This is a genomic window from Neisseria weixii (assembly GCF_042658245.1).
Taxonomy (GTDB): Bacteria; Pseudomonadota; Gammaproteobacteria; order Burkholderiales; family Neisseriaceae; genus Neisseria; species Neisseria weixii.
Genome location: NZ_JBHSPY010000031.1, coordinates 13,732 through 27,843 on the forward strand (window position 1 = coordinate 13,732; position 14,112 = coordinate 27,843).

Genomic DNA, 14,112 nt, shown 5'->3' on the forward strand with positions numbered 1-14,112 from the left:
TTAAAGCGCAATCATCATGAGCAAAGATTGGAATCCGCAACACCATCAGCGTTTTGAAAAAGAGCGCAACCGCCCGCCAGCTGAATTGTTGGCACGGATTGCGGACATTCAAGCGCAACGGATAACCGATTTGGGCTGCGGTTCGGGCAGCAGCACCGCTTTGTTGCGCCAAGCATGGCCGCAAGCCGAAATTACCGTGGACAGTTCGCCTGCCATGCTTGCCGCCGCGCAGGAAAAGTTACCCGATTGCCGTTTTGTTTTGCAGGATTTTCACGACTGGCAGCCGCAAATGCAGCAAGATATTGTGTTTGCCAATGCGTCGCTGCAATGGTCGGATACCCCGCAAACGCTGTTGCCGCACCTGATTCGCCAGTTAAATCAAGGCGGTGTGTTGGCGGCGCAAATGCCGGATAATTTGGATGAGCCGTCGCACTTTCTTATGCGCGACACCGCCGCGTTGCCCAAATGGAAAAATTTAACCCAAGCCACCGATAGCCGTCCGCCGGTGTGGGATGTGGATCGTTATTATGATTTACTGGCGGCACAAGGTTGCGAAGTCGATGTGTGACGCACGGTGTATTACCACGTTTTGCCGGATACCGCCGCCATCGCCGATATGTTTGCCAGCACCGCATTACGCCCTTATTTGGCGTGTTTGGAGCAAGCGCAACAAGGCGAATTTATACAGGCATACATTGAGCAGTTAAACCGACATTATCCGCGCCGACATGATGGCAATGTGTTGCTGGCGTTGCCGCGCATGTTTATCGTGGCGTATAAATAAAGGGCAGGCCGTCTGAAAGCGGTTGCCGACATATAAAACTATTTTTTCAGACGGCTTTGGAGTTAAAGCAGGCCGTCTGAAACCCCAAGCAGTCAAGCAGAAGAAAAACACAAATCACTGGAGATATCACCATGTCTAACCAAATCTATAAAAAACCGTTACCTGATACCAATCTGGAATACTTCGACGCACGTGCCGCGTGTGAAGACATCCGCCCCGGCTCATACGACAAGCTGCCGTACACCAGCCGCATTCTGGCAGAAAACCTGGTCAACCGCGCCGACAAGGTGGATTTGGCCACGCTGCAAAGCTGGCTTGGTCAATTGATTGACAATAAACAGGAAATTGACTTTCCATGGTATCCGGCGCGCGTGGTGTGCCACGATATTTTGGGTCAAACCGCCTTGGTAGATTTGGCAGGTTTGCGCGATGCGGTTGCCGAAAAAGGCGGCGATCCGTCCAAAGTGAATCCGGTGGTTCAAACCCAGTTGATCGTCGATCACTCGCTGGCGGTGGAATGCGGTGGATATGACCCTGATGCTTTCCGCAAAAACCGCGAAATCGAAGACCGGCGCAACGAAGACCGTTTTCATTTCATCAATTGGACCAAAACCGCCTTTGAAAACGTGAATGTGATTCCGGCGGGCAACGGCATCATGCACCAAATCAATCTGGAAAAAATGTCGCCCGTTATCCAAGTGAAAAACGGCGTGGCTTTCCCCGATACCTGTGTCGGCACCGACTCGCATACGCCGCATGTGGATGCGCTGGGCGTGATTTCCGTAGGCGTGGGTGGTTTGGAAGCGGAAACTGTGATGTTGGGACGCGCGTCGATGATGCGTTTGCCGGATATTGTCGGCGTAGAATTGACCGGCAAACGCCAGCCGGGCATTACCGCTACTGACATCGTGTTGGCTTTGACCGAATTCTTGCGCAAAGAACGCGTGGTGGGTGCATTTGTCGAATTCTTCGGCGAAGGCGCCGACAGCCTGTCGATTGGCGACCGTGCCACCATTTCCAACATGACCCCTGAATTCGGCGCGACTGCCGCCATGTTTGCCATCGACCAGCAAACCATTGATTACCTGAAACTGACCGGCCGCGACGAAGCACAAGTGAAATTGGTGGAAACCTACGCCAAAACCGCCGGTTTGTGGGCAGAAGCGCTGAAAACCGCCGAATATCCGCGTGTGTTGAAGCTTGACTTGTCGACCGTGACCCGCAATATGGCCGGCCCGTCGAATCCGCACGCCCGTTTCTCAACCACCGATTTGGCTGCCAAAGGCATTGCCACCCCTTACGAAGAACCGACCGATGGCAAAATGCCGGATGGTGCGGTGATTATTGCGGCGATTACCTCATGTACCAACACGTCCAACCCACGCAACGTGGTGGCCGCTGCTTTGCTGGCACGCAACGCCAACCGCTTGGGCTTGAAACGCAAACCATGGGTAAAAACCTCATTTGCGCCCGGCTCGAAAGTGGCAGAAGTGTATCTGAAAGAAGCAGGTTTGCTGCCGGAAATGGAAGCTTTGGGTTTCGGCGTAGTCGGTTTTGCCTGTACCACCTGTAACGGCATGTCAGGCGCGCTCGATCCGAAAATCCAACAGGAAATCATCGACCGCGATTTGTATGCCACCGCCGTGTTGTCGGGTAACCGCAACTTCGACGGCCGTATCCACCCGTATGCCAAACAAGCTTTCTTAGCCTCTCCGCCGCTGGTGGTAGCCTACGCGATTGCCGGTTCGATTCGCTTCGACATTGAAAACGGCGTATTGGGCGTGGCAGACGGCAAAAAAATCCGCCTGAAAGACTTGTGGCCGAGCGACGAAGAAATTGATGCCGTGGTGGCCGGGTTTGTGAAGCCGCAGCAATTCCGCGATATTTACATTCCGATGTTCGATACCGGTGCTGCCGAGCGTGCCCCTAGCCCGCTGTACGACTGGCGTCCGATGTCGACCTATATCCGCCGCCCACCGTATTGGGAAGGTGCATTGGCAGGCGAGCGTACGTTGAAAGGCATGCGTCCGCTGGCGATTCTGCCTGACAACATCACCACCGACCACTTGTCGCCGTCAAACGCGATTCTGCCGACCAGTGCGGCTGGTGAATATTTGGCGAAAATGGGTTTGCCGGAAGAAGACTTCAACTCTTACGCCACCCACCGCGGCGACCATTTGACCGCCCAACGCGCTACCTTCGCCAACCCTAAACTCTTCAACGAGATGGTGAAAAACGAAGACGGCACCACCAAGCAAGGTTCGCTCGCCCGCGTGGAGCCGGAGGGCCAGGTAATGCGCATGTGGGAAGCGATTGAAACCTATATGAACCGAAAACAGCCGCTGATTATTATCGCCGGTGCCGACTACGGGCAAGGCTCAAGCCGCGACTGGGCAGCCAAGGGCGTGCGTTTGGCCGGTGTGGAAGCGATTGTTGCCGAAGGTTTCGAGCGTATCCACCGTACCAACCTGATCGGCATGGGTGTGTTGCCGCTCCAATTCAAAGAAGGCACCAACCGCCACACGCTGGCCTTGGACGGCACCGAAACCTACGATGTCATCGGCACACGCGAACCGCGCTGCGATTTGACCTTAGTGATTCACCGCCGAAACGGTGAAAAAGTAGAAGTGCCGGTTACCTGCCGCTTGGATACCGCCGAAGAGGTGTTGATTTACGAAGCCGGCGGCGTGCTGCAACGCTTCGCGCAAGATTTCTTGGAAGGTGCGGTAGCGTAAAAACATTCAGACGGCCTTTTGATAAAAAGGCCGTCTGAATAAAAATATTCCTGTTTGCTTGAAGGGTTTTTATTTTGATACTAATATTAAAATATTGCATTTGACATAAATAAACAGGGGCTTAGGAAGCAAAAATATTAAATTGGGTTATTTCGAAGCATCTTCATTAATATTTCACCTAAATCTTCATGCCGATGGTTAAACCTAAACTCCGTTTCTTTGAGATGCAGATAAAACATCTCTTTGGAAATACGATGGAATTTAGTCAAACGGCCCTTAGCATAACTCCAAAAAGATTCAATACCATTGATATGCTACTTCCCGCGAGCAAAATCATTGGAATCGTGATGTACACGGTAATGCTTCTCATGGCCCATATCGACAAGACCGTCATATGCTTTCCAGCCGTCAGTATTGATTTTACTGTGAGCAGATATGTGGCCACGTATAACCTTGATTAGTGAAGCTTTCGAAGCGTCGGGAACGATTTCCATATAGACCACACCATTGCGTTTCAGTATGCCGAATACGATGGTTTACCTGAAGGCCCGCGCCCGCGCTTACCTCTGACACGTCGTGCGCCAAAGTAAGATTCATCTAATTCGGCCACCCCGGACGGTGGTGAGCTTTGTTCGCACAGAGCAGCAATCCTGTGTCTGATTTTCAGGAAAATAGAATTGATACTGCGGACACTGATGCCGGTCATTTTAGCGGTATCGGAAGCGGTCAAATCAAGAGCGAAACAGCGGATTATTTCTCTAAACTTCTGCTCTGAAATTTTGCTGAACTTTTGATACTTATTTTTTGTTTTCATATTAGTATTAGGAGCTTATCAGGCTTTTTGATGATTTTGTTTCCTAAGCCCCATAAATATTTAAACGAACTTTAATGTACGACGGCATTGGGCTGTACAGGGTGGTTGTCAACCCGCCGTTTTACAGGCTGTCTGAAAACAGACAGGTCCGAAACAAACGGAGGAATTCACATGCCCAACCTGTTTCTAACCTCATCGTTTGCCGATGTTGCCGCGCTGTTCCCTGAGTTTGCAGGCAATCCCGCAGGCCGTAGCGTTGCTTTTATCCCTACAGCCAGTATGGTGAAAGCATACCGCGGCTATGTGGATGACGGTCGTCACGCTTTGCGCTCGCTCGGTATGGCCGTCGAAGAATTGGACATCGCTGCCGCACCCGTTGAACATATTGTCCGAACCCTGCAACAAAGCGGCTATATTTATGTATCAGGCAACACTTTCTGCCTGTTGCAGGAAATGCGCCGTAAAAATGTCGACTGCATGCTGGTCGGCCACCTCAGTCAAGGCAAAACCTATATCGGCGAATCCGCGGGTACGCTGGTTTTAAGCCCCGATATCGCCTGCTACGCACCGATGGAAAATCCTGCCGCCGCGCCCGAACTCAAAGGCACAAAAGGCTTGGCACTTATCCCGTTTTACCCGCTCGTGCATTATCGCAGCGAACCCTTCGTTGAAGTCTGCGAAAAAATAATGGCCGCACAGCAGGGCAGATTAGACATCCGTCCCATTACGAACCATGAACTGTTCGCCGTCAGAAGCGGAGTTGTAGAAAAATGGACGGTGGCAAAGGCCGTCTGAACCCAAACAAGAAAAACAAGGAGAATCCAAATGCCGCAAATAAAAATCCCGGCCGTGTATTACCGCGGCGGCACATCCAAAGGCGTATTTTTCAAACGCACCGATTTGCCCGAAGCCGCACAACAAGCAGGCGAAGCGCGCGATAAAATCCTGTTGCGCGTGTTAGGCAGCCCGGATCCTTACGGCAAACAAATCGACGGTTTGGGCAATGCCGGCTCGTCCACCAGCAAGGCCGTGATTTTGGATAAATCCGAACGCGCCGGCCACGATGTCGATTATCTGTTCGGTCAAGTGTCGATTGACAAACCATTTGTCGATTGGAGCGGAAACTGCGGCAACCTCACCGCTGCCGTGGGCGCATTCGCCATTTCACAAGGCTTGGTTGATTCGGCCAAAATCCCTTCAGACGGCATTTGTACCGTCAACATCTGGCAGAAAAATATCGGCAAAACCATCATTGCCCATGTGCCGATGCAAAACGGCGAAGTGTTGGAAACCGGCGATTTTGAGCTCGACGGCGTGACCTTTCCGGCTGCCGAAGTGCAAATCGAATTTATCGATCCGGCCGATGGCGAAGGCAGCATGTTTCCGACCGGCAATGTGGTCGATGATTTAGAAGTTCCGAATATCGGCACGTTCAAAGCCACCATGATTAATGCGGGCATCCCCACCATTTTCCTGAATGCTGCCGATTTAGGCTATACCGGCACCGAGTTGCAGGATGACATCAACAACGATCCCGCCGCTTTGGAAAAATTGGAAACCATCCGCGCATACGGCGCAGTGAAAATGGGCTTGATTCAAGACGTTGCCGAAGCCGCCACGCGCGCGCATACGCCGAAAGTGGCCTTTGTCGCGCCACCAACCGATTACACCGCTTCCAGCGGCAAAACCATCCGGACAGGCGATATTGATTTGCTGGTGCGTGCCATGAGCATGGGTAAATTGCACCATGCCATGATGGGCACGGCTTCCGTTGCCATCGCCACTGCAGCCGCCGTTGAAGGCAGCTTGGTGAACTTGGCCGCAGGTGGCGGAAAACGCGATGCCGTGCGTTTCGGCCACCCGTCCGGCACTTTGCGCGTGGGTGCATCGGCCGAGTCGGTTGAGGGCCAATGGGCCGCCACCAAAGCCGTCATGAGCCGCAGCGCGCGTGTGATTATGGAAGGCTGGGTACGTGTGCCGGATGATACGTTTTAAGGCAGTTTGTAATTAGGTTTGATGATGATAGGCCGTCTGAAACGGGAGGTTTCAGACGGCCTAATTTTCACCCAACAGTAACTTGGAAATAAACTAACGAATCCGCTGGCGCAGCCGAACGTAGCAGGATTTTGGCAGAGTAAAAGGCTCGTTGTCTGAGACGCCCTAAGCGGCGGATTCAGCCTGCTGCCAAAATCTTGCGTAGTAAAGAAAGTCTGTCTTAAAGGGCGAACCTGCAACTGCGGCCGCCTTTCTTTTGTCTACTTTTTGCGAAGCTAAAAGTAGGTGGTTGCGCGGCCATGAAGCGCAAACATTAAATCTACAGAAATAGCCGATAAATCTGATCAATTAAAATTTGAGAAAATACTTCCGCCGTAGTGTTAAAAAAGTGATGTTTATTTGTTTGCATAGACAAAAGGCCGTCTGAAACCTAAAAACTTTCAGACGGCCTTTTGTCTTTTCAATCAATAAGTTTTACAATATGCGCCGAACCAAAACTATTAAACGCAAAGGACACAAACATGGCACAATTTTTCGCCATTCATCCCGATAATCCTCAAGAACGCCTGATTAAGCAAGCCGCCGACATCGTGCGCAACGGCGGCATGATTGTTTACCCCACCGATTCCTGCTATGCGCTGGGTTGCCAACTCGGTGACAAAAACGCGATGGAAAAAATCCTGCACATCCGCAAAATTGACCAAAAACACCATCTGACCTTGATGTGCGGTGATTTAAGCGAATTGGGCACGTATGCCAAAGTGGACAACAGCCAGTTCCGCCAGCTCAAAGCCGCTACGCCGGGCAGCTACACCTTTATTTTGGAAGCCACCAAAGAAGTGCCCAACCGCACCATGCACCCAAAACGCAAAACCATCGGCCTGCGCGTACCCGACAACAAAATCGCCTTGGCTTTGTTGCAAGAATTGGGCGAACCTTTGTTGAGCTGCACCTTAATGCTGCCCGAAGACGATGAACCGCTGACCGATCCCTACGAAATCCGCGACCGCTTGGAGCACAGTGTCGATTTGGTGATTGACGGTGGCTGGTGCGGCACCGAGCCGACTACCGTGATTGACATGACCGACGGCACAGAATTAATCCGTGAAGGCAAGGGCGATAAAGGGTTGTTTGGCTTGTAAAATTTGCTGAAAAAGGCTGCTGAAAAGTGATGTTTCGGAAGGCCTGACACATGAAGCTGTTAAGATGAAAGGAAAACCGTGAAAACGATAGGCATTATCGGCGGTATGTCGCCTGAAAGCACAGTGATTTATTATCAGGAAATCAACCGCTTGGTGAATCAAAAAGCGGGCAGTAACCATTCTGCGCCGATGGTGATGCTGAGTGTCGATTTTGAAGAAATCGTACGGCGCCAGAAAAGCGGTGCATGGCAGGAAACGGGTGAAATTTTAGCCGAAGCGGCGGTTAAGCTTGAGAGCATTGGTGCACAAGGAATTTTGTTGGCGACCAATACCATGCATAAAAATGCGGCCGAAATTCAGGCGGCGGTGCAAATACCGTTTTTACATATACTGGATGTCACAGTTGAAGTGATTAAAGCACGGGGCATTAAAAAGATAGGCGTTTTGGGGACGTTATTTACCATGCAGGATGCATTTTACAGAGAAGGCCTGAAGCAGCGCGGTATTGAGATGGTGGTTCCTGATGAACAGCGGCAAGCGGAAGTCCACCGTATTATTTTTGAAGAGCTGTGCTTGGGAAAGATTTTGCCTGAAAGTCATGATTTTTATTTAGAGACTGTGCATGATTTGGCTGAACAGGGGGCCGAGGGGATAATTTTGGGTTGCACCGAAATCGGCCTTTTGATTCGGGAAGGCGATCATAAACTACCGTTTTTCGATACGGCTGCATTGCATGCGCAGGCGGCGGCAGAATTTGTGTTAGGGAAGTAGGTGCTTCCCGATTCTTTACGCGCCTTGAATCCCCACCTTATGCCCATATCTGCAAAATCTGTTATATTCTTGACTATCTGGCGGTTCAGACGGCCTTGATATTCGAAAAGCTGTTTCCTAAAACAGCTTTCTACGGAGCGAAAACCATGTTTCAGAATTTTGATTTAGGCATTTTTTTACTGGCGGTGCTGCCGGTGTTGCTGGCGATTACGGTGCATGAGGCCGCACACGGCTATGCGGCGCGTTATTGGGGTGACCATACCGCCGAGCAGATGGGCAGGCTGACGCTGAATCCGTTGGCGCATATTGACCCGATCGGCACGGTGGTGGTGCCGGCGGTATTGTTTTTTACGACCGGTTTTATGTTCGGCTGGGCAAAACCGGTGCCGGTGATTCCGCGTAATTTCCGTGATGCGCGTTTGGGTATGCGTACGGTGGCGATTGCCGGGCCGTTGTCGAATCTGGTGATGGCGTTCGGCTGGGGATTGGTGGCGGTAGCGGCTGTGTATGCGCCTGAATCGTATCAGTTTCCGATGTCGAAAATGGCGCAATTCGGTATTTCCATCAATGCGGTACTGTTTGTGCTGAACATGCTGCCGGTGCCGCCTTTGGACGGTGGCCGCTTTGTCGACAGCTTTCTACCGGCGAAGCAATCCATACAATACCGCAAGATTGAGCCTTACGGCACTTGGATTATCTTGATTTTGCTGATGACCGGTGTGTTGTGGACGGTAATCGGGCCGATGGTGAACTTGATTATATCGTTGGTGGCAGGATTTGTCGGCTTAATCATCTAAAAAGCTGAGGCCGTCTGAAGATTCAGACGGCCTTGTTGTATGTGGATTGGTAGATTATCCTAAAAATCGAGGCTGATTTGTTCGGCGTTGGATCCATCGACAGGGGCGAGTAAATCCAGTTTGCGGTTGCGGATTTTGTTTTTGCGCATACTCAACAGGCGCATGACTTGGTGTTTCTGGTCGTCGCTCATCTGCTGCCAATAGAGCCGCTCTTCACGGCTGCGCAAACAGCCCTTGCAATAGCCTTTGGCATTGGCTTCGCATACGCCGATACACGGGCTGGGAATGGTGAAGAAGTCGGGCTGTTGCATGGCAGGGAAAAATGTCATTTTTCTGTCATGGTAGGTGGTTATTGATGTAAAGTCAATGAGATACGCAACAACCGATAGGCCGTCTGAAAGCAGAATATGTTTTCAGACGGCCTTGTCATGAAGCAAAACATTTTACACGGTTTGCGAATATTTCGCCGTGGTTTCTTTATGGCGCAAGTGGTAGTCGAACACCATAGCAATATTGCGAATCAGGAAACGGCCTTTCGGAGTCACAGTCAGGCCGTGCGGCTTCAAGCGCAGCAAGCCGAGTTCCGCCAGATTCTGCAAATCAGCCAATTCATCGGCAAAATATTGGTGTAACGGAATGCCGAACACGCTTTCGTAAATTTGGAAATCCAATGAAAAGCGGCACATCAAATCTTGAATGATGTTGCGGCGCAATAAGTCGTCTTGGTTTAACTGGTAGCCGCGCATAATCGGCAATCGGCCTTCATCAATGGCGGCGTAATAAGCGTCGATGTCGCGCTCGTTTTGGGCATAGGTGCTGCCGATTTTGCCGATGCTCGACACGCCGATGGCCACCAAATCGCAATCGGCATAGGTTGAATAGCCTTGGAAATTGCGCTGCAACCAGCCTTCTTTCAGGGCGATGGAAAGCTCGTCGTCAGGTTTGGCAAAGTGGTCCATGCCGATGAATACATAGCCGCGGCCGGTCAGGGTTTGCACGCAATATTGCAGCATATCGAGTTTTTCTTCGCTACCCGGTACGGCATTGGTATCGATGCGGCGTTGCGGTTTGAAAATATGGGGCAGGTGGGCATAGTGATACAGTGCCAAACGGTCGGGATCGAGGCTGAGCACGGTATCGATGGTGGCTTTCATGCTTTCTACCGATTGATGCGGCAGGCCGTAAATCAAATCGACGCTGACGGATTTGAAGCCGGCTTTGCGCGCGGCATCAATCACCTCTTTGGTTTCTTCAAAGCTTTGAATGCGGTTGACCGCTTCTTGCACTTTCGGGTCGAAATCCTGAATGCCTACGCTCATGCGGTTGAAGCCGAGTTTGCCGAGGTTGTGTACCGTTTCGCGGCTGACTTTGCGCGGGTCGATTTCGATGGAGTATTCACCGTTGGGCATGAGTTGGAAATGCTTGCGAATCATCTTAAACACACGCTCAAGCTGGTCGTCGCTTAAAAAAGTCGGGGTGCCGCCGCCGAAGTGAAGTTGCGCCAATTGATGACGGCCGTTGAGATGCGGGGCGAGCAGTTCCATTTCACGCTCGAGATACTCAATATAAGCATCGGCGCGGATTTTGTCTTTGGTGATGATTTTGTTGCAGCCGCAGTAATAGCAAATGGTATTGCAAAACGGAATGTGAATATAAAGCGATAAAGGCTTATTGAGCGCGCCCAGACCGCGTAAATGCAGCGCATGGGTGTATTCGGCTTCGCGGAAACCATCGTGGAAGCGGTCGGCGGTGGGGTAGGAAGTATAGCGTGGGCCGCTTGTCGGAAGCTTGGCAATTAAATCGCGGTCGAATTCTGGTAGTTCGTTGTTTTGTATCGGGATTATTTTCATGATGGTCGTGTTGTGTTATATTTTGTTTAACGAATTAGTAAAACTCGATTTAGTTTGCTAGAATGCCACATTATGATAAACCTGTCTTGATATGAGTCAAGGGAAGCTCAGTCAGAACAAGAAGTTTTATAACAAAGGTGTTTGTTTTATGGCCGCACACAATTCTACACATCAATTGAAAGCACTGTGTTCCACGTGTTCCTTGCGTGAACTTTGTTTGCCCGTTGGTCTGATGCCTAACGAATTTTCCCAATTGGATGCCGTTATCCGTCAGAGCCGCCGTCTGAAAAAAGGCGAGTATCTGTTCCGTGCCGGCGAGCCGTTTACTTCTTTGTTTACCATTCGTGCCGGTTTTTTTAAAACCACAGTGGCAAGCCAAGACGGTCGCGACCAAGTAACCGGTTTCTTTATGTCGGGTGAGTTGATCGGCATGGACGGCATTTGTTCGCATGTTCATAGCTGTGATGCCGTGGCCTTGGAAGACAGCGAAGTGTGTGAATTACCGTTTGCACATATGGAAGAGTTAGGGCAAAACATTCCAAGTCTGCAAACCCATTTTTTCCGCTTAATGAGCCGCGAGATTGTACGTGATCAAGGCGTGATGCTGTTGTTGGGTAATATGCGTGCCGAAGAGCGATTGGCTGCGTTTTTGTTGAATTTGTCGAATCGTTTGTATTCGCGCGGTTTTGCCGCCAATGATTTCATTTTGCGCATGTCGCGTGAGGAAATCGGCAGCTATTTGGGTTTGAAATTGGAAACTGTCAGCCGCACGCTGTCGAAGTTCCATCACGAAGGTTTGATTGAAGTGGAACACAAGCATATCAAGATTCTTGATTCGCGGGCTTTGAAAAAAATGGTGTCTGGCTGTGCGCATGCTATGTAAGGCTTGGACATTAAAAGAAAGGCCGGTTTGAAACTTCAGACGGCCTTTTGATATTTTAAGCAAATATGAACGCTTTAAATAGAAAAATCTTCCACAATCGGCGCATACAAAATACGATCGATGGTTTCGCGGTTTAAGTGCGGGGCGAACATTTTGATAAAGTCATAAGTATAGCCGCGCAAATAAGTATCGGAACGGATGGCAATCCATGTGGGTGACGGTTCAAACAGGTGGGCGACATCAATCAATTCCAAATCCTGATCGGCTTGCGGATCGTAAGCCATTTTCGCCATCAAGCCCGCGCCCAAGCCCAGTTTGACATACGTTTTCAATACATCGGCATCGGCTGCAGCCAAAGCTACCTCCGGCTGCTCCAGCTTGGCTTTGCTAAAGGCACGTGCAATGCTGCTGCCGGAATGGAAAGCAAATTCATAAGTAATCAGTGGAAAGCTGGCTAAATCTTCAATGCTGAGCGGATTCCTACAATCCAGCAAAGGATGGTTTTTCGGCACTACCACGGCATGATTCCAATCGTAGCAATTGAGTTTGTGCAATTCAGGGTGGTCATCGAGCTTTTCGGTGATGATGGCGATGTCGGCTTCACCGTTGCTGACCATTTGCGCAATAGCCGAAGGGCTGCCCTGTTTAATGGTAAGGTTAACCTTGGGATAACGCTTCATAAAATCTGCCACAATATGCGGTAGAGCATAACGAGCTTGTGTGTGTGTAGTTGCGATGGTGAGTGCGCCGCTGTCGTGGTCGGTAAACTCGTTACCGATGTTTTTGATATTTTGCACGTCACGCAAAATACGCTCGGAAATTTCTAACACTGCTTTGCCCGGTTGTGAAACCGAAACCACGCGTTTTCCGCTGCGGATGAAAATCTGAATGCCCAGCTCTTCTTCTAATAATCGGATTTGCTTAGAAATGCCCGGTTGGGAAGTGAACAGTGCGTCGGCGGCTTCGGAGACATTCAGGTTATGGCGGTAAACTTCGAGCGCGTAGCGTAATTGTTGTAATTTCATGGTGTTTGAGTTGTGGATATTGTGCGACAAATATGGCGTAATTTAGCATATTTTATTTAATTTTGTCGGCAGGAATCAGGTTTCTTTGGGAAGTTTTTGTTTTTTCAAGAAGTATCTAAATTTACTATGAGAAAGTATTAAAGAGAAACGGTCTCACTTTAAAATGGTTGTTGCTTTTGCGCAACGATAGCGTAAACCTTGCGGGGATTTATCCATAAATAAATGACACAAGATTGATTTTTCGGCATGATTGGTAATCAGGAAGCAGGCAGTTTCATGATTATTCAGAGGCATTGAGTATTGACAGTTTGCCCTCCGCTTCTTTATAGTGCAACCTGATATATCCGATTTGCCGCCATTTTATATGCTGCGGCCTGTATATTGGTAAATTTGCAGCGACGCATTACAGCATCCGTTGCATAACAATTTTGATGAGGGAATAAAATGACCAAACAGCTGAAATTAAGCGCATTGTTCGTTGCCTTGGTGGCTTCTGGCACCGCAATGGCAAGTGAAGCGCATACCAAGCACGGTTACACCGTAAGCAGCAAATCTCAAGAAGTCGTGCGCAACAGCTACGGCGAGTGCTGGAAAAATACCTACTTCGACAAAGCCACTCAAGGCCGTGTTGAGTGTGGTGATGCTGTTGCTAAAGTTGAAGAGCCAGAATATGCTGACGAAACTGTTTCATTGTCTGCTAAGACTTTGTTCGGCTTCGATAAAGACATCCTGCGTCCTGAAGCTCAAGAAAACCTGAATACTTTGGCCCAACGCCTGAGCAACACCAACGTACAAACCGTACGTGTTGAAGGCCATACCGACTTTATGGGTTCTGAGCAATACAACCAAGCATTGTCTGAGCGTCGTGCTAATGTTGTGGCTAACTACTTGGTTAACCGCGGTGTTGCTTCTAACAAGATCTCTGCTGTAGGTTTGGGCGAGTCTCAAGCTCAAATGACTGCAACTTGTGAAGCTGAAGTCGCTAACTTGGGCAAAAAAGTTTCTAAAGCAAAACGTCGTGCTGCTTTGATTGCATGTATCGAACCAGATCGTCGCGTTGATGTAAAAATCCGCAGCGTAGTGACTAAGCAAATTGCTCCGGGTACCGTTCAAGGTGAACGTCCTGCTGTTGATGAGGGGTGGATTCCTTCTCCATACAACGGTGTACACGGTTACGCTAAACCTTAATTAGGTTTTAAAAAAACCGCGTATGAACTGACCCCAAAAAGCCGGACAGTTTAATCAAGCGGTTTTCAAGGACTGAATCCTGTACTGTACAGGACTCAGTCCTTTTAATTTGAGCTTAATCCTCTCGT

The 14,112-nt window shown here is 49.8% G+C and carries 13 protein-coding genes and 1 pseudogene; 10 read left to right on the top strand and 4 right to left on the bottom strand.

What is annotated here, in order from left to right; translation table 11 throughout:
- The first annotated feature begins 16 nt into the window (after nt 1–16).
- The 3 genes from ACFPVS_RS11450 (at nt 17) to acnD (ending at nt 3,519) form a co-directional block, all read left to right on the top strand.
- Nucleotides 17–568: a methyltransferase domain-containing protein gene (locus ACFPVS_RS11450; RefSeq protein ID WP_199721245.1), complete on the top strand. Its 552-nt coding sequence runs from the start codon at nt 17–19 to the stop codon at nt 566–568.
- Nucleotides 569–574: 6 nt separating this feature from the next.
- Nucleotides 575–784, top strand: coding sequence for a hypothetical protein (locus ACFPVS_RS11455; protein WP_199721250.1), 210 nt, complete (start codon nt 575–577; stop codon nt 782–784).
- Nucleotides 785–915: 131 nt separating this feature from the next.
- Nucleotides 916–3,519, top strand: a complete 2,604-nt coding sequence (gene acnD / locus ACFPVS_RS11460) for a Fe/S-dependent 2-methylisocitrate dehydratase AcnD (RefSeq protein WP_123804841.1) — start codon at nt 916–918, stop codon at nt 3,517–3,519.
- A 137-nt stretch (nt 3,520–3,656) separates the two neighbouring features.
- Here acnD and ACFPVS_RS11465 read toward each other — a convergent pair.
- Nucleotides 3,657–4,333: pseudogene (locus ACFPVS_RS11465) on the bottom strand (IS1595 family transposase).
- A 171-nt stretch (nt 4,334–4,504) separates the two neighbouring features.
- Here ACFPVS_RS11465 and ACFPVS_RS11470 point away from each other — a divergent pair.
- The 5 genes from ACFPVS_RS11470 to ACFPVS_RS11490 all read left to right on the top strand — a co-directional run bounded on the left by ACFPVS_RS11470 (nt 4,505) and on the right by ACFPVS_RS11490 (nt 9,038).
- Nucleotides 4,505–5,128, top strand: coding sequence for a Type 1 glutamine amidotransferase-like domain-containing protein (locus ACFPVS_RS11470; protein WP_096295727.1), 624 nt, complete (start codon nt 4,505–4,507; stop codon nt 5,126–5,128).
- A gap of 30 nt (nt 5,129–5,158) precedes the next feature.
- Nucleotides 5,159–6,328 (top strand): 2-methylaconitate cis-trans isomerase PrpF, encoded by a 1,170-nt coding sequence (prpF, locus tag ACFPVS_RS11475; protein WP_096295726.1) that lies wholly within the window; start codon nt 5,159–5,161, stop codon nt 6,326–6,328.
- 521 nt (nt 6,329–6,849) lie between these two features.
- On the top strand, nt 6,850–7,470 hold the full coding sequence (locus ACFPVS_RS11480) for an L-threonylcarbamoyladenylate synthase (protein WP_096295725.1): 621 nt from the start codon (nt 6,850–6,852) through the stop codon (nt 7,468–7,470).
- Between the two features lie 78 nt (nt 7,471–7,548).
- Entirely contained in the window at nt 7,549–8,241 is a 693-nt protein-coding gene (locus tag ACFPVS_RS11485; RefSeq protein WP_096295724.1) for an aspartate/glutamate racemase family protein, read from the top strand.
- 146 nt (nt 8,242–8,387) lie between these two features.
- Entirely contained in the window at nt 8,388–9,038 is a 651-nt protein-coding gene (locus ACFPVS_RS11490; RefSeq protein ID WP_096295723.1) for a site-2 protease family protein, read from the top strand.
- A gap of 59 nt (nt 9,039–9,097) precedes the next feature.
- On the opposite strand, the gene ACFPVS_RS11495 is transcribed toward ACFPVS_RS11490, so the two are convergent.
- Both ACFPVS_RS11495 and hemN read right to left on the bottom strand, forming a co-directional pair.
- Nucleotides 9,098–9,349, bottom strand: coding sequence for a DUF1289 domain-containing protein (locus ACFPVS_RS11495; protein WP_096296173.1), 252 nt, complete (start codon nt 9,347–9,349; stop codon nt 9,098–9,100).
- Between the two features lie 132 nt (nt 9,350–9,481).
- On the bottom strand, nt 9,482–10,888 hold the full coding sequence (gene hemN, locus ACFPVS_RS11500; RefSeq protein WP_096295722.1) for an oxygen-independent coproporphyrinogen III oxidase: 1,407 nt from the start codon (nt 10,886–10,888) through the stop codon (nt 9,482–9,484).
- Nucleotides 10,889–11,036: 148 nt separating this feature from the next.
- Here hemN and fnr point away from each other — a divergent pair, with 148 nt between their 5' ends.
- Nucleotides 11,037–11,771, top strand: coding sequence for a fumarate/nitrate reduction transcriptional regulator Fnr (gene fnr, locus ACFPVS_RS11505; protein ID WP_096295721.1), 735 nt, complete (start codon nt 11,037–11,039; stop codon nt 11,769–11,771).
- Nucleotides 11,772–11,845: 74 nt separating this feature from the next.
- On the opposite strand, the gene ACFPVS_RS11510 is transcribed toward fnr, so the two are convergent.
- Nucleotides 11,846–12,796 (bottom strand): CysB family HTH-type transcriptional regulator, encoded by a 951-nt coding sequence (locus ACFPVS_RS11510; protein WP_096295720.1) that lies wholly within the window; start codon nt 12,794–12,796, stop codon nt 11,846–11,848.
- Nucleotides 12,797–13,240: 444 nt separating this feature from the next.
- Here ACFPVS_RS11510 and ACFPVS_RS11515 point away from each other — a divergent pair, with 444 nt between their 5' ends.
- Complete coding sequence (locus ACFPVS_RS11515; RefSeq protein WP_096295719.1) at nt 13,241–13,984, top strand: DUF561 domain-containing protein; 744 nt, start codon at nt 13,241–13,243, stop codon at nt 13,982–13,984.
- Nucleotides 13,985–14,112: the final 128 nt, after the last annotated feature.